This is a genomic window from Mycobacterium conspicuum (assembly GCF_010730195.1).
Classification (GTDB): Bacteria; Actinomycetota; Actinomycetes; order Mycobacteriales; family Mycobacteriaceae; genus Mycobacterium; species Mycobacterium conspicuum.
The window spans coordinates 525,737-541,243 of record NZ_AP022613.1 but is presented as its reverse complement, the minus strand read 5'-3'; the positions used below and the strand labels follow the sequence as shown (position 1 = coordinate 541,243).

General features: G+C 67.3%; 12 protein-coding genes and 1 pseudogene. 7 read left to right on the top strand and 6 right to left on the bottom strand.

The genetic code is table 11. The features are described 5' to 3' along the window. Positions 1 to 4: 4 nt before the first annotated feature. Both G6N66_RS02570 and G6N66_RS02565 read left to right on the top strand, forming a co-directional pair. Complete coding sequence (locus G6N66_RS02570) at positions 5 to 709, top strand: TVP38/TMEM64 family protein (RefSeq protein WP_085233362.1); 705 nt, start codon at positions 5 to 7, stop codon at positions 707 to 709. Positions 710 to 807: 98 nt separating this feature from the next. Continuing rightward, on the top strand, positions 808 to 1,023 hold the full coding sequence (locus G6N66_RS02565) for a hypothetical protein (protein ID WP_139825246.1): 216 nt from the start codon (positions 808 to 810) through the stop codon (positions 1,021 to 1,023). 28 nt (positions 1,024 to 1,051) lie between these two features. On the opposite strand, the gene G6N66_RS02560 is transcribed toward G6N66_RS02565, so the two are convergent. Beyond that, positions 1,052 to 2,011 carry a class I SAM-dependent methyltransferase gene (locus G6N66_RS02560; RefSeq protein WP_085233359.1) on the bottom strand — a complete coding sequence of 320 codons (960 nt, stop codon included), beginning with the start codon at positions 2,009 to 2,011 and terminating at the stop codon, positions 1,052 to 1,054. A gap of 2 nt (positions 2,012 to 2,013) precedes the next feature. Then, positions 2,014 to 2,961 (bottom strand): class I SAM-dependent methyltransferase, encoded by a 948-nt coding sequence (locus G6N66_RS02555; protein WP_085233357.1) that lies wholly within the window; start codon positions 2,959 to 2,961, stop codon positions 2,014 to 2,016. Positions 2,962 to 3,083: 122 nt separating this feature from the next. Here G6N66_RS02555 and G6N66_RS02550 point away from each other — a divergent pair, with 122 nt between their 5' ends. Continuing rightward, entirely contained in the window at positions 3,084 to 5,456 is a 2,373-nt protein-coding gene (locus tag G6N66_RS02550; protein ID WP_085233356.1) for a lysylphosphatidylglycerol synthase transmembrane domain-containing protein, read from the top strand. 73 nt (positions 5,457 to 5,529) lie between these two features. Here G6N66_RS02550 and G6N66_RS02545 read toward each other — a convergent pair whose 3' ends face one another. Continuing rightward, positions 5,530 to 8,145, bottom strand: coding sequence for a GH92 family glycosyl hydrolase (locus tag G6N66_RS02545; RefSeq protein WP_085233354.1), 2,616 nt, complete (start codon positions 8,143 to 8,145; stop codon positions 5,530 to 5,532). A gap of 142 nt (positions 8,146 to 8,287) precedes the next feature. Between G6N66_RS02545 and lpqN the strand changes: the two genes are divergently transcribed. The 3 genes from lpqN to G6N66_RS02530 are packed head-to-tail and all read left to right on the top strand — an operon-like array spanning position 8,288 to position 11,052. Beyond that, a complete protein-coding gene (gene lpqN, locus G6N66_RS02540; RefSeq protein ID WP_085233581.1) occupies positions 8,288 to 8,968 on the top strand; it encodes an envelope biogenesis lipoprotein LpqN in 681 nt (226 codons plus the stop codon). A gap of 58 nt (positions 8,969 to 9,026) precedes the next feature. Further along, positions 9,027 to 9,512: a hypothetical protein gene (locus G6N66_RS02535; protein WP_085233353.1), complete on the top strand. Its 486-nt coding sequence runs from the start codon at positions 9,027 to 9,029 to the stop codon at positions 9,510 to 9,512. Positions 9,513 to 9,546: 34 nt separating this feature from the next. Continuing rightward, positions 9,547 to 11,052: a bifunctional phosphatase PAP2/diacylglycerol kinase family protein gene (locus tag G6N66_RS02530; RefSeq protein ID WP_085233580.1), complete on the top strand. Its 1,506-nt coding sequence runs from the start codon at positions 9,547 to 9,549 to the stop codon at positions 11,050 to 11,052. Positions 11,053 to 11,076: 24 nt separating this feature from the next. On the opposite strand, the gene G6N66_RS02525 is transcribed toward G6N66_RS02530, so the two are convergent. The 3 genes and pseudogenes from G6N66_RS02525 to G6N66_RS29255 form a co-directional block, all read right to left on the bottom strand. Next, a complete protein-coding gene (locus G6N66_RS02525; RefSeq protein WP_085233351.1) occupies positions 11,077 to 12,171 on the bottom strand; it encodes a galactokinase in 1,095 nt (364 codons plus the stop codon). Beyond that, a complete protein-coding gene (gene galT / locus G6N66_RS02520; protein WP_232079448.1) occupies positions 12,168 to 13,208 on the bottom strand; it encodes a galactose-1-phosphate uridylyltransferase in 1,041 nt (346 codons plus the stop codon). Before galT ends, G6N66_RS02525 begins: the two co-directional genes overlap by 4 nt. Beyond that, a pseudogene (locus tag G6N66_RS29255) lies at positions 13,185 to 13,250 on the bottom strand (hypothetical protein); the annotation flags it as partial. The gene galT and the pseudogene G6N66_RS29255, both read right to left, overlap by 24 nt. A 117-nt stretch (positions 13,251 to 13,367) precedes the next feature. On the opposite strand from G6N66_RS29255, the gene G6N66_RS02515 reads away from it, so the two are divergent. Further along, positions 13,368 to 15,464, top strand: coding sequence for an FUSC family protein (locus tag G6N66_RS02515; RefSeq protein WP_085233579.1), 2,097 nt, complete (start codon positions 13,368 to 13,370; stop codon positions 15,462 to 15,464). The last annotated feature ends 43 nt before the right edge of the window (positions 15,465 to 15,507 follow it).

Genomic DNA, 15,507 nt, shown 5'->3' with positions numbered 1-15,507 from the left:
CGACATGGTGGATAACGCGGGTCCCCCAGCGACGTCGCGGCGACGCCACATCGTGCGGCTGGCCCTATTCGCCGGCTTTCTCGTCGTGATGTTCTACCTGGTGGCCGTCGCGCGCGTCATCGACATCGAGGCCGTCCGGCGTGCGATTGCGGCGACCGGTCCCGCGGCGCCGCTCGTGTACGTCGTGGCGTCGGCCGTGCTGGGCTCGTTGTTCGTCCCGGGCGCGATCCTGGCCGCCGGGAGCGGGATTCTGTTCGGTCCCGTGTTGGGCATCTTCGTCACACTGGGTGCGGCGGTGGGCACCGCGATCGTCGCGAGCCGGATCGGCAGTCGGGCCGGGCGAGACAGCGCGCGGGCCCTGCTGGGGACCAAGCGGGCCGACCGCATCGAGACGCTGATCGACCGCGGCGGGCTGTGGGCGGTCGTCGGGCAACGCTTCATCCCGGGCACGTCGGATGCGTTGTCCTCGTATGCGTTCGGTGCGCTGGGAGTTCCGTTGTGGCAGATGGCCGTTGGGGCGTTTATCGGCTCGGCGCCGCGGGCGTTCGTCTATACCGCGCTGGGTGCCTCGATCGGTAAGCCGTCGTCGCCGTTGGCGTACGCGGCGGTGGCCATTTGGTGTGTGACCGCCATCGTCGGCGCGTTCGCCGCCCGGCGTGGGTACCGGAAGTGGCGCGCGCACGGCCGCCATGATGACGTCAGCTCATAACGAGGGCGTCCGCCAGCCCGTGCTCGCCGGGCAATGAACCGCCCGATGCATATGTCCGTTGTTTATGGGTACGACCAGTGCGAATACCGACCTGGACGATGACGGAGATAACGATGGCGGCGAACCCCACCGACTATGAGCGCATGTTCCCCGATTGGCCGATGCCGAGGGTCAGCCCCGGCGGCCGAATCGAGGTGGGCGCGATCGGCGGTACCTGGGAAGTCTTCGACGACCGTGGCAATCATCTCGGCACGCGCGCGCCGGGTGACCCGGAACCCACCGGAGAGCATGTGGTTCAACGGCTGCGGGCGTGAGTCGTTTCGGTGCGAATCAGCTCGTAGGTCAGCCCGTCGGCTTGTGGGCGGCCGTGAAGATGTTGCCCGGAACCAGGTCCTCGACCTCTTGGGCGGGCCGACGGCCATAGCCGGCCATCAATTCCAGGGAGGGCGTCGCCGTCACGTCCCAGCCGCGGCGCGTGAACCATTCGCCGACGTCCTCGCGCTCCTCGAAGTACCACAGCTCGTCGGTCCTGGGGATCTCGCGCTGCGGGTCGACTTTGGCCGCCAGCGCACGGATCCGGTCCATCCGCTCGCGACGCTTGGCGCGCAGCTCGGGGTCGAGGAACTTCGGTCCCAGCGCCTCCACGGCGACCCGGCTGCCCGCGGCGGCGAGGCCGTCGACGCGCTCGAACAACAAGTCTTGGGCCGCGGAAGGCAAATACGGCAGCAGGCCCTCCGCTGACCACGCGCTGGGCAGCGACGGGTCAAAACCCGCCTGCCGCAACGCCGCAGGCCAATCCTGCCGCAAGTCCACGGCGACCTCGACCCGATCGCATGCGGGCTCCGCCCCGTGCTCGGTCAGGGTCGACAGTTTGAACTCCAGGACCCTGGGCTGGTCCAGCTCGTAGACCGTCACGCCGTCGGGCTCGCCCTGGTTCCAAGGCAACCGCCAGGCGCGGCTGTCCAGGCCCGCGGCCAGGATCACCACCTGGCGAATGCCCCCGCCGGTGGCATCGAGGAAGAATTTGTCGAAAAATGCTGTGCGGCAAGCCATGTAGCTGACCATCGATTGCATCTGCAGCGGGAGCTCGGGCTCGGCATCGACGAGCTCGGGGGGCAGCTGCGCGCCGGAGTGCCAATTCCACACCCCGTCGCCGACGGCGTCGAGGAACACCTGCGCGAACGGGTCGGTGATCAACGGGTTTTCGCTGCGGGTCTCCGCCGCCCGCGCCGACGCCACGCCCAGTGCCGTCGCGCCCACGCTCTCGGTGATCTCCCAGGTGTCGTTGTCGGTTCTGGCCACGATTATTTCTCTCCTGTTGTGAATAGTGTTTTGGGCGCGGCGTCTTCGACGTCCGGTGGTGTACGACCGTAACTGGCCATCAGGGCTTCGGCCGGCGTGACCGTCACGTTCCAACCGTGTCCGCGCAACCAGTCGCCGACGTCCTCGCGTTCCTCGAAGTACCACAGGTCGGTCACGTCGGGGATGTCGCGCTCGGGTTGCAGCTTGGCCATCAGGTCGCGCACCTGCTGCATGTTCTGCCGCTGCTTGGCGTGGGCGGCCTGATCGAGGAAGTCCGCGCCCGGCGCCTCGACGGCAATCCGGCTGCCGGCCGCAGCGAGCGCGTGAACCCGCTCGAACAACAGCTCCTGGGCGGCGGCCGGCAGAAACGGCAACAGGCCCTCGGCCGACCAGACGCTGGGCGCCGAGGGGTCAAAACCGGCCTCGCGCAACGCGGCCGGCCAGTCGTGGCGCAGGTCCACCGGAACGGGAACCAGGTTGCACGTCGGCTGCGCACCGTGCTCGCGCAGCGTCGAGGACTTGAACTCGAGCACCCGCGGCTGATCGAGTTCGTAGACCGTGACGCCGCCAGGCTCGCCTTGGTTCCACGCCAGCCGCCACGCCCGCGAGTCCAAACCCGCGGCCAGGATCACCACCTGGCGCACCCCCGCGCGGGTCGCATCGAGGAAGAACTGGTCGAAAAACGATGTCCGCGCGGCCATGTAGTCGACCATTCCCCGCATCCGCGGCACCAGGTCGGGGTGGGCCTCGACGATTTCGGCCGGCAGGCCCGGGGCGGAGAACCAATTCCACAGGCCTTCCCCGGCGGCATCCAGGAAGACCCGGGCAAACGGGTCGCTGATCAGCGGATTTTCGCTCTCGGTTTCGGCGGCGCGGGCCGCCGCGACGCCCAGGGCGGTCGCGCCCACGCTCTCGGTGATCTCCCAGGTGTCGTTGTCCGTCCTGGCCACGCGGGTTTCCTCCAATTTTGCTAGTACGCCTACCTAACGAACCCTACGCGCGTTGGATGTGAGCAAGCTGTCCGTCAAGACGTACATCCGGTTAAGTTGTCGGCGGAAGGGGTCGCTTCGACATGCGAGTTGACGGGCGCGAAATCGGCGTTTCGGGCAGCCTGCTGCAACCCCTGCCCCGACGCACCAACGACATCCTGCGGCTGATTCTGGCCACGGTGCTGCTGGCGTTGATCATCACCAGTTCACTGATCACCCGCCCGCGCTGGGTCGCGCTGGAGAAGTCCATCTCGGAGATCGTCGGGGTGCTGTCCCCCACCCAATCGAACCTGGTGTACCTGATCTACGGCATCGCGATCCTGGCGTTGCCGTTCGTGATCCTGATCGCGCTGATCATCAGGCGGCAGTGGAAACTGCTCGGCGCCTACGCGGCCGCCGGGGCGCTGGCGATCCTGCCGTTCTCGATCAGCGGCAACGGCATCGCGGCGCCGCGCTGGCACTTCGACCTGTCCGACCGCCTCAACACCGTGCTGGCGCAATTCCTCGACGACCCCCGCTGGATCGCGATGCTAGCGGCGGTGCTCACCGTGTCCGGGCCGTGGCTGCCGGCGCGTTGGCGGCACTGGTGGTGGACGCTGCTGCTGGCGTTCGTGCCGATCCACCTCGTCGTCAGCGCCATCGTGCCGGACCGCGCGGTCCTGGGCCTGGCGGTGGGCTGGGTCGTCGGATCACTGGTGGTCCTGGTCGTCGGCACCCCCGGACTGGAGGTGCCGCTGGAGGATGCGGTTCGGGCGATGGGCCGGCGCGGATTCCTGGTGTCCGGCCTGCGGGTGGTGCGGCCGGCCGGGCCGGGGCCGCTGGTGCTTTCGGCCTCATGCGCGGAATCGCAAGCGGCGGTGGTCGAGTTGTACGGCCCACATCAACGCAGCCGCGGCACGCTGCGCCAACTCTGGCGGAAGTTAAGGTTGCGCGGCGCCGAGACCGCGCCGCTGCAGACCTCCATGCGTCGCGTCGTGGAACACCGCGCGCTGATGGCCATCGCCATCGGCGAGTTGGGTGTCGCCAACACCGCGCCGATCGCCGTCGCCGAGCTGGAACGGGGCTGGACGCTGTACGCGCACAGGGCCGTTCGCGGCGTCCCTCTCGACGAATGCGCGAAAACGACGCCGGTGAGCCGCGTCTGGGAATCGCTGGCCTCGCTGCACGACTGCCAGATTTCGCACGGCGACCTGAGCGTCAGGGAGATCACCGTGGACGACGGAATCGTGCTTTTCGGCGGGTTCGGCGCCGCCGAATACGGCGCCACCGACATCCAACTCCAATCCGACCTGGCCCAACTACTGGTGACGACGTCGGCGCTCTACGACGCGGAGTCCGCGGTCGGCGCGGCGATCGGCGCGTTCGGCAAGGACGCCGTACTGACCGCCTCGCGCAGGCTCACCAAGCCGGCACTGCCGGCGAGGATTCGGGACTCGGTCGAGGGCGCGGGCGCCGTCCTGTCCGCTACCCGCGCGGAGGTGATGCGCCAAACCGGTGCCGACCAGATCAAAACCGCGACGATCACCCGGTTCACCCGCGGCCAGGTCGTTCAGCTGGTCCTGCTGGGCGCGCTGGTCTACGTCGCGTATCCCTTCATCAGCACGGCGCCCACGTTCTTCTCCGGACTCAAAAACGCCAACTGGTCGTGGGGGCTGCTGGGCTTGACCGTGTCCGCGTTGACCTATGTCGGCGCGGCGGCGGCGTTGTGGGCCAGCACCGACGGCACGGTGAACTTCTGGAAGCTGTCAATCGCGCAGGTAGCCAACACCTTTGCCGCCACCACAACCCCGGCCGGCGTGGGCGGCCTCGCGCTCAGCACCCGGTTCCTGCAGAAGAGCGGCCTGACCACCATGCGGGCCACCGCCGCGGTGGCGCTGCAGCAGACGATGCAGGTCATCATGCATGTGCTGCTGCTGATCTTCTTCAGTACCGTCGCCGGCGTGTCGGCCGATCTGTCGCATTTCGTCCCCAAGGCCGCGGTGCTGTACCTGATCGCGGGGGTGGCGCTGGGCATCGTCGGCGCGTTTCTGTTCGTGCCCAAGCTGCGCAAGTGGTTGGCGACGGACGTGCGTCCGAAACTGAAGGAGGTGACCGGCGACCTCCTTGACCTCGCCCGCCAACCGCGACGATTGGGATTGATCGTAATCGGTTGCACCGGAACGACTCTCGGCGCGGCATTGGCGCTGTGGTCCAGCGTCGAGGCCTTCGGTGGCGGCGCATCGTTCGTCACCTGCACCGTGGTGACGATGGTCGGCGGAACGCTCGCTTCGGCCGCACCCACGCCGGGAGGTGTCGGTGCCGTCGAGGCGGCGCTGATCGGTGGTCTAGCGGCGTTCGGGGTCCCCGGGTCGATCAGCGTGCCGTCAGTTCTGCTGTATCGCGTGCTCACCTGCTGGTTGCCGGTGTTCGCGGGGTGGCCGGTGATGCGGTGGCTGACCGAGAACGACATGGTCTAGCGGCTATTGCGCGAACAGATGCAAAAGTCCCTAATTTGCCTGCGAGATAAGGGTTTTGCGTCTACTCGCCGGATTAACGCTCCTCCGACGCGACCACGACGAGCACCGATGAGTTTCTGCTGCTCTGGCCGACCGCGGTGGTCAGCGAGACCGGGTAATACCCGTCGGGTACGGACTGCGCGGTGATCACCGCATCAACCGCGGCGGACCCGTCGGCGCCGAAGTGACCCGACGCGGGTGCGACCGTGATCCTGCTGTCGGAGGACGTGCCGGTGACGCGGTAATCGCTGGGGCCGTCGATCATCCGTTGGAGATCGACCCGCACGGCGGCCCTGCTCCCCGGCGCGAGCGTGACGACGGGTTCGGTGACGTTGACGGTCACCGCCGAACTGCCGACACCGAACGACGGTGGCGCCGACGACTCGGCAGTCCCCCAGGTCTTGTCGGGGTGGGCGGTGAGCGAGTACGTGAGATCGCCGCCGGTGCGGATGATGGACTCTGGAAGAAACGTCGTGTCGGTGGCGTGGCCGTCGATGGCGAGGCTCCGGATGTATTTCTTGTGGCTCGGCGCCGATGCTCCAGGCGCGGAGATCCGGATGGATTGGTTTGCCGGCAAAGCTATTACGACGCGATCGAAGATTGGTGTGCTAACCGTGAGGATCGGTGTTCCCGGGGTGCTCGGGTAGAGGCCGAGGGCGGCCCAGACGTACCAGCTGGCCATCGCACCGAGGTCGTCGTTGCCCGGCTCGCCGTCGGGCCCGGGGCCGAAGAGCCCGCGCACCCGGTCGACCGTGTGTTGGGTCTTCCACGGTTGACCGATGTAGTTGTAGAGCCACGGCGTGCCGAAGCCCGGCTCATTGCCGGCCCACAGGTAAGGCTCGTTGGGCCCCTCGTTGAGCTTTTCGGTGAGCCGGTCGAGCCGATCGGCCACCGCCTTGCGCCCACCGAGGGCGGTCACCAGGCCCGCGATGTTGTGCGGCACCCACCACAGGTACTGTTCGGCGTTGCCCTCGTCGAATCCGTACTGGCCGAATCGATCTGGAATATCCACGAACCCGGGGCCGTCGGGAAAGAAGCCGCTCAGGTTGCGCGGCGAGATGAAGTGCGTGCTCGGATTGAACAGGTTCTGCCAGTATTGCGCCCGGTCCTGGAAGGCCGCGGCGGTCGGGGCATCGCCGAGCGCCTCGGCGAATCGAGCCATGGCGAAATCGTCAACCGACCACTCCAGCGTGATCGAGGCGCTGGGGCCGACCATCGCGGGCGCGTAACCTAGCTGCGAATAGTAAGGGGCGCCGGGCCTTTCCACGTAGCCGTTCAGCCCGACACCACCGGTGATCGTCCCGTGCACCATGTACAGCAACGCCGTGTTGACGTCGAAGTCCTTGGCGCCGTAGGTGTATAGGTTCACGATCAGCGGCACCACGCTGTCGCCGGTCATCTGGCCGGTCGCGGCATTCGCCAGTGCCCAACGCGGAAACGATCCGCTTTGCACCGCGTCGTTGACCAGCGACTGGGCCATGTCACTGGCTTGCTTGGGGAACAGCAGCGCCTGCAGGGCGGCCAGACATCGGTAGGTGTCCCAGTCGGAGAAGTTGGTGTACTGGGTGCGCCCGTCGGCGACGGTGTGGATCACGCCGTCGAACCCGATGTACTGGCCGTCGGCGTCGTTGAAGGTGTTGGGGTGCAACAGCGATCGATACAGCGAGGTGTAGAAGGTCGCCGTTTCGTCGTCATCCCTGCCGGCCACCGTGATGCGTGACAGCGCGGCGTTCCATTGGCTCGATGCGGCAGCGCGGACCGCCTCGAACGGCGCCGTTGATTCGGCCGCCAGGTTGGCGCGCGCGCCGTCGACACCCACGTAGGAGATCGCGGTGCGCACCTCGATCTGCGAGCCGGTCGGAAACGCGACATACCCGCCGCTGTACGGCGACGCCGCGGCGCGGACGTTGGGGTAGGTCGCGTAGCCGTCCCAGGTGCCGTAGGAGCTGAACGGCTGGCTGAACTTCATCGCGAAATACACGGTGTAGGTGTTGTTCTTGTCGCAGAAGCCTCCGCTGGTGGCCCATCCGGTGATGGTGGTGTTGTCCTCGCCGATCTGGATGGTGGCACGGGAATTACCCGCCAGTGAGCCGCCGGAGCGCACGTGCAACAGTGCGGGCCGGCCGTCGTGCGGGTACTTGAATCGGCCGACGCCGGTGCGGGTGGTGGCGGTGAGTTCCGCGGTCACTCCGGTGGCGGGGAACCGGACGGTGTAGTAACCGGGCACGCCGACTTCGGTGTCGTCGTGGGCGATCCGCTCCCAGGCGTTCCAGGGCTGCGATCCGAGCGCGGTGGTGGTCGGCAGCATGGAGATGTCACCGAAGGCCGGGCAGCCCACCGATGCGTGGGTCATGCTGAACCCGGTGGAGCGCTCTCGGTCGTAGTTGTATCCGGCATAGGTGTTGACGGTGTCCGGCGAGTACTGCACCATGCCGAACGGCACAGTGGCGCCGGGGAAGTTGTCGATCTCCCCGACCGTCTCACCGCCCGTTCCGGTGCCGATGAGCGTGTCGACGTGGTCGACGGGATTCGCGATGAACGCGGGCACGCCGTCGTAGGCCTTGGGCGGAACCGCCGCGATGAACGCGATGACGACAGCCAGGGCGGCCACGATCGCGATCACCCCGATGAGGATCCTGCGCGATCGCATAGCTGTCTCTTACTGCAAATCGGCGGGTCGTGTGGGATTTTGCTGGGATGGGTGCGCCAGCAACGTTCGACTCGGGTGTCGGCTAGTGTTCAGTGCGACGCGGACGGCGCTGGTGCCGCCCCATCTTCGGGAGATGCAAGTGATGAAGTACTTCACGGCGGCAATCGCGACAGCGGCGCTGAGCCTGGCGCTGGTCGGTTGCGGTTCAGACAACAAATCCAGCACGACATCGACATCTACGAGCACGTCCACCTCGACATCGACGGTGACGTCGTCCGCCACCAGCGCGACTCCGGGCGCGCAGACCCACAAGACCATCGCCGACTACATCACCGAAAACAAGATCGTCGAGACTCCCATCCACCGTGGCGATCCCGGGTCCCCCACTATCGATCTGCCGGTGCCCCCGGGCTGGAAGGTGACCGACGCCAACACCGGCACGTCCTACGGCGGCATCGTCCTGGCGCAGCCCGCCAATCCCGCCGACCCGCCGACCATCGTGGCGCAGGTGTCCAAACTGACCGGAAATGTGGATCAGGCCAAGCTCATCCAGTACGCCTCGGGTGACCTGCAGAACCTGCCCGGCTATGACGGCAACGCCGGCAGCTCATCCACGCTGGGCGGCTTTGCGGCATGGCAGCTGAGCGGCGGCTACACCAAGAACGGCACGAAACGGATCGCGGCACAGAAGACCGTGATCATCCCCGTTCAGGATGCGGTCTTCGTGCTCGAACTCGACGCGGACGCCGCAGACAGCGATCAGGGCGTGTTGATGGACGCGGTCAACATCATCGACGACCAGACCACCATCACCACCACCTGATCCTGGGACCACGAAGCGGCCTCTCGCCGCGAACACCGATTGGCCGTACGGTATTCGCATGGCAGAACAGTCGTATGCGATAGACGTCGGGCATCCACCGAGCGCCCTGCTGCGCCTCGTCAACCCGATGCTGAATGCACTGCTGCGCACCCCGTTGGCGGGCCCTATCGGCAAGCAGCTGATGGTGCTGAGCTTCACCGGGCGAAAGTCAGGCAAGCAGTTCACCATTCCGGTGAGCGCGCACGTCATCGGCGGTGATCTCTATGCGCTGACCGGCGCGCCCTGGAAGGCAAACTTCCGCGGCGGCGCTGCCGCCCAGGTCGTCTACGACGGCAAGACGTCCACCATGCGTGGCGAGCTCATCGGGGATCGCGCGGTGGTCATCGACCTCTACCATCGGTGCACCGAGTCCTACGGCGTCAAGCGCGCGCAACGCATGATCGGCTTGAAATTCCGGGAGCAGCGCGTACCGACACCCCAGGAGTTCGGCGAGGCGGTCGACCGGCTGAAGCTCGTGGCGATCAAGTTCACGACGCCCGCCTAGCGTGCTGCGCCGCAGCGGGGTTCACCCCGGTTCGATGAACAACGGGCGGCGGGGCATGTCGCGGGGACTGCGTCAGGTCACGGAGGGCCTCGGCGCGCTCGACCTCGAGGTGTTCCAAGCGGTTGCGGACACCCATAGTCCCCTGCTCGACAGAACAATGCCGGTGCTGACTCGCGCCGCCGATCACTCCAAGCTGTGGATGGCTCTTGCCGCCGCCATGGCGATGTCGGGGAGTCGGTCGGCTCGCCGCGGCGCGGGTCGAGGCCTGGTCAGCCTGGCCGTGACGAGCGCGGTGACCAACCAACTGGCCAAGCGAGTACGGCCGCGGGAGCGACCACGATACGGGTCGGTCCCGCTCGCGCGGCGGCTGCGAAGGAATCCGGCGTCCCATTCCATGCCCTCCGGTCATTCGGCCAGCGCCGCGGCGTTCGCCGTTGGTGTGGGGCTGGAAAATCCGACGCTGGGGCTGTTACTCGCCGCCCTGGCGGGCCTAGTTGGATTCTCTCGCGTCGTCACCGGCGCGCATTATCCCGGCGACGTCTTGGCGGGGTTCGGGATCGGATCGGCGATCGCCGTGTTGGGCGGGCGGCTAGTCCCTCCGATCGTCGAAAACCGCATTCCTCGAGCCGATCCCCTGCGCATCGACACGCCACCGCGACCCGACGGCGCCGGCGTGATCGTGGTGGTGAACCCCTCCGCCGGCAGCGGTACCGGGGAGCGAGTGATCGACCAAGTTCGCCGGTACCTACCCAACGCCGAAATCGTCACCCTCGACGCCGACGATGACGTCCGATCGGTGCTGCGCACGGCCGCCGAGCGTGCCGAGGTGCTCGGCATCGGTGGTGGCGACGGCACGGTGGCCTGCGCGGCGGCCGTGGCGGTCGACCTGGGTCGGCCGCTGGCGGTGTTCCCCGCCGGAACGTTCAACCACTTCGCCAAGGACATCGGCTGTGACGACCCCGCCAAGACCATCCGTGCCATCCGCGAAGGCACCGTCTCCTGCGTCGATCTGGTGTGCCTCAACGATGACGAGATCATCATCAACACCGCAAGCATTGGCGCCTACCCGGCGTTCGTGCGGGCCCGCGAACGGTTGGAGCACAAGGTCGGAAAGCCGTTGGCCGCGGCGTATGCGATGCTGCACACGTTGCGCCATGAGCAGCCGGTGCGCATTCGCTACGACAACAAGACGCTGCAGACATCGCTGTTTTTCCTGGGCAATTCCACCTATCAGCCGTCCGGATTCGCCCCGTCGCAACGCATTTGGATGGACGACGGGCTCATCGATGTGCGGATCCTGGAAATTGGCCGCCGATTCAGCAAATTGCGCATCATGATGGCGCTGATGTTTGGCCGGCTACAGCGCAGCCGCTTATATCACGAGTTGCATGTGCCCCAGTTCAGCTTCACGTGTCCCGACGGGCCGACCCCGATCGCGCACGACGGTGAGGTGGGGGGACGCTACGAACATGCCAGCTTCAACGCCCGTTACCGGGTGCTTGCCGTGTTTGGTCCGCTCCCCCGCGGCCGGTCCGCGTGACCAAAACCGAAGCCGCAGAGCCGATCATCCACAGGGCCCGGCCCCGGCAGCCGCGCGGGTTCGGGTGATCACCGGCTGCTCGAACCCGGCCTCGCGCGCCGCGTGCCGTATCGCGTCGCCGACCAGCTCCGCCCGGTCGACGGGCACCAGCGCGATCACGCAACCCCCGAAGCCGCCACCGGTCATCCGGGCGCCCAAAGCGCCGGTGCGCGTCGCGGTATCGGCGATCAGGTCGATGTGCTCGGTGGTGATCTCGAAATCGTCGCGCATGGACGCCTGTGAGGCGGTGAAGATCCGGCCGACCTCAGCGAAGTCCGAATGATGCAGCGCCGCTACGCAATCAAGCACTCTCCGGTTTTCGGTCAGCACGTGTCGGGCACGGCGGGCGTCGACCGGGCCCTTGACCGCGGCCAGGGCCGAGAGTCCGCGGTCCTGGACCTCCCGCAGTGACGGGGCCTGCAGATCGGCGGCGGCTCGCTCGCACGACGCGCGGCGGGCCGCGTAATCGCCGCCGGCGTGGCGATGCCGCGCGCGGGAGTCGATCAGCAGCAACGTCACACCGCTCGAGTCCGGGTCGAATGGCACCGGCGCGACGGTGAGGTCGCGAAAGTCGATCAGCAGCGCCGTCGACGTCTGCCCGAACAGCGAGGCCAGCTGATCGAGCAAACCCGTTGGGGCGCCGACATAGTCGTTCTCGGCGCGCTGCGCGAGCCGCGCCTGCTCTTTCGCGTCGATATCTCGTGCGCCGGCGGCCGAGGCGATGGCGCCCAGCGCCGCGCATTCCAGCGCCGCGGAAGACGACAGGCCCGAGCCCATCTCGACGTCGCTGGTGATCGACATCGTGCCGCCGGGCACCGGGTGCCCGGCTTGGCGAAGCGCCCAGATCACCCCGGCCACGTAGGCGGCCCAGCCAGTCACGTCACCCGGCGCGGTGTCGAGCGGGATGCGTACGACGTCGGGCGCGCGATCGCTGCTCACCGCGATGGCATCGTTGGCCCCCGGGGTGAACGTCACCACCGTGCGCTGGGGCAGTGCGATCGGCAACGCGAACCCGAGGTTGTAGTCGGTGTGCTCACCGATCAGGTTGATCCGCCCGGGCGCGGCGTGACGGACGGTCATCCGAGTTCCCGCAGCCGCTGGGCCACACTTTCGGGCGTCACGTCGCTGATGAAGGCGTCCATCGCCGACTCCGAGGCGGCCAGGTATTTGAGCTTGGTGGCGCTGCGCCGGATCGACATCAACTCGACGTGGAAGTAGCCGTCGGCCTGGGCATCGGTGTCGGCGAATTGGTGCAAAGCCGAAATGTAGGGCAGCGGAGCCGAATACATCCGGTCGAATCGCTTGAGCACGTCGAGGTAGATCCGCGCGAATTCGTCGAGCTCATCGTCGGAGAGTTCGACGAGGTTGTGCACGAACCTGTTTGGATAGATGTGCACCTCCACCGGCCAGCGCGCCGCGAACGGGACGAACGCGGTGAACTTTGCGGTACGCGCGATGATCCGGCTTCCGTCGGAGATCTCGTGCGCCAACAGGTCGGCAAAGAGGCTGTCCCCGTGCGTGATTCGATGTCTCCGCGCTTGCTCGAGCATGGCGGCGGTACGCGGCGTCAGGAAGGGGTAGCCGTAGATTTGGCCGTGCGGATGGGTCAGCGTCACCCCGATCTCCTCGCCGCGGTTCTCGAAGCAGAACACCTGCTCGATACCGGGCGCGGCCATCAGGTCGGCGGTGCGGTGCCGCCACGCCTCGACGACCAGGCGGGCCTGGGCCGGGTCCAGCTCCGCGAACGATGCGTCGTGGTCACTGGAAAAGCAAATCACCTCGCAGCGGCCCTGCGCCGGCGCGGACACGAAGAGGCCGTCGCCGGGCGCGGGTAATGACTCCGCACCGCCGGACAGGCTCGGGAATCGGTTTTCGAAGACGACGACGTCGTAGTCGGGGGCGGGCACCTCGCTGGTCAGCCCCGTGGGCCCCGGGCACAGGGGGCACTGGTCCGGGGGCGGCTTGTAGGTGCGATCCTGGCGCAGCGCCGCGACGATCACCCACTGCCCGGTGGAGCGGTCGAAGCGCAGCTGCGACTGGTCCGGATCACGCCGCGGCAGCGGTCTGCGGTCCTCGACCGGCGCCGGCTGATGCCCGGGCAACGAGAAGAACAACAACTCACGCCCGTCTGCCAGCTTCGCCCGCGTCGGCGCCGTCACGATGTCGAAGACTAGCTTGGTCTCCAGCGAGGGAGAGGGGGGCCGGCGATAAACGTTCCGTACGACAAAGCCCGCACCTGGTGGGTCGGCTCGGATCCCGGGTTGCTGCGGCTGCGGATGGCGACCCGGACGACGGCGGCGTTGGCCCTTTCCCTGTGGTTGCTCTTCTTCTTGACCAGGGTGACCGGGCAACCGCTGACCGTCGCGCTGCTGGGTGTGGTCATCACCATGATCGCGGCCCGGTCCGTCAACGAGCCGGACCCGCACCAGCAGCGGATCACGATGGCGCTGCTGCCCCTGCCCGCGGCGCTGTCGCTCACCGCCGCCGCCGTGCTGGCGCCGCATAGGCTGGCCGCCGACGTGGGCTTCGTGCTTGTCGTGTTCACCGCGGTGTACATCCGTCGTTTCGGGGCGCGCGGGCGGGCGCTGGGCATGGTCGCGTTCATGGCGTACTTCTTCACTTTGTATCTGGGGGCAAGAATTTCGGAGTTGCCCTGGATGATCGGCGCGGTGGTGGTTGGCACGATATCCACGTTCGTGATGACCGCGTATGTACTTCCTGATCGACCGGAGGCCGTGCTGCGAGCAACAATTCGTGCGCTGCGGGCACGGATGGCCATCGTGGTCGACACCACCGCCGAAGCTTTGCGCACCGGCCGGCTCGACGAACGGCGACGCCGCCGCATGCGGGCGCGCATCATCCGGCTCAACGAGACGGCGCTGATGGTGCAGAGTCAGGTCGAGGACAAAGCCGATCCCGCCATGCTGTGGCCGGGGGTTTCTTCGGAACAGTTGGCGCCCTGGCTCTTTGATGCCGAGCTCGCGATCGAATGGGTCGCCATCGCGGGCAGGCGAGCCGTCGAAGCCGGCATACCTGCCGCGACTCGTGTCGAATTGGTCTCGGCGCTCACGCAACTGGCGCGGGCGATCCGGACGCCGCAGGCAGGCGGGCTGCATCGGGCCGCGAGTCAGGCCCAGCGGATCCTCGACCAGCCCGCCTCCGGCGACGAGCCCGCCGTGCGCCGCCTTGCCCTGGCGATCATCAACGCGGCCACGGCGACCGCCGAAGTCCGGGCCATCGTCGAAAGTGCCAGCGCGCCAACACCGGTCGTCGAAAGCAGCGAGCCGGACGAGGACATCGCGGACGAAGCACGGGGCGGCGGACTGCGGGCAACGACCCGGCAGGCGATCCAGGTGACCGTCGCGGCGTCGCTGGCCATTGTCGTCGGCGAGTCGGTGTCGCCGTTGCGCTGGTTTTGGGCGGTGATCGCGGCGTTCGTCATCTTCGCCGGGACCAACTCGTGGGGCGAGACCCTCACCAAAGGCTGGCAGCGGCTGCTGGGCACGATGCTCGGGGTGCCGTCTGGTGTCGTGGTGGCAACGCTGTTCGCCGGGAACAAGACCGCCTCGCTGGCCGCGATTTTCGTCTGCCTGTTCTGCGCGTTCTATTTCATGACTGTCACCTACAGCCTGATGACGTTCTGGATCACCACGATGCTGGCGTTGCTGTACGGCCTGCTTGGCCAATTCTCGTTCGGCGTGCTGCTTTTGCGGATCGAAGAAACCGCGATCGGGGCCATGATCGGCGTGGCCGTGGCCATCCTGGTGCTGCCGACGAACACCAGGACCGCCATCCGCGAGGACACCCGCGCGTTCTTGACGAGCCTGTCCGCGCTAATCGAGATTTCGACCGACACCATGTTCGGTGGGGGCGAGACCGCAAGCCCGACCGAGCAGGCGCGTGAACTCGACCGGAAACTGCAGCAGTTCCGGGTCAGCACCAAGCCGCTGTTGGCCGGGGTTGCCGGGCTGGCCGCTCGGCGCAGCATTCGCCGGGAATTGCGGTTGTTCAGCGCCTGCGATCGCTATGGGCGGAGCCTGGCGCGCAGCGCCGAGCGATATCGGCACCCAGTTCGGTCAGAGCCGCTCGCGCGCGCTTTCAGGGCGGCCGCAGACCAAACCCGTTGCAACATCGATGCTTTGCTCGCCATCATCGATGGTACGGCCGGGGCGCGCATCAGCTCGACCACCGATGAACTCGACGCCGCCGAGACGATGGCACGGCAGCGCGACGGCGTTGAGCTGACCCCCCATACCCGACGCTTCCTCACCGCGGTGCACGCGCTGCGCCAGATCGACCGCGCCGTCGTCAGCGCGGCGATCAATGTCGGCGCGCGTGAGGGTGCGGCGGTGCCGAGACCGGTCGCGGGCTAGAGGTATGGCGGTGAGCCTTAGATGCCACTGCCTTCGCCAAGGT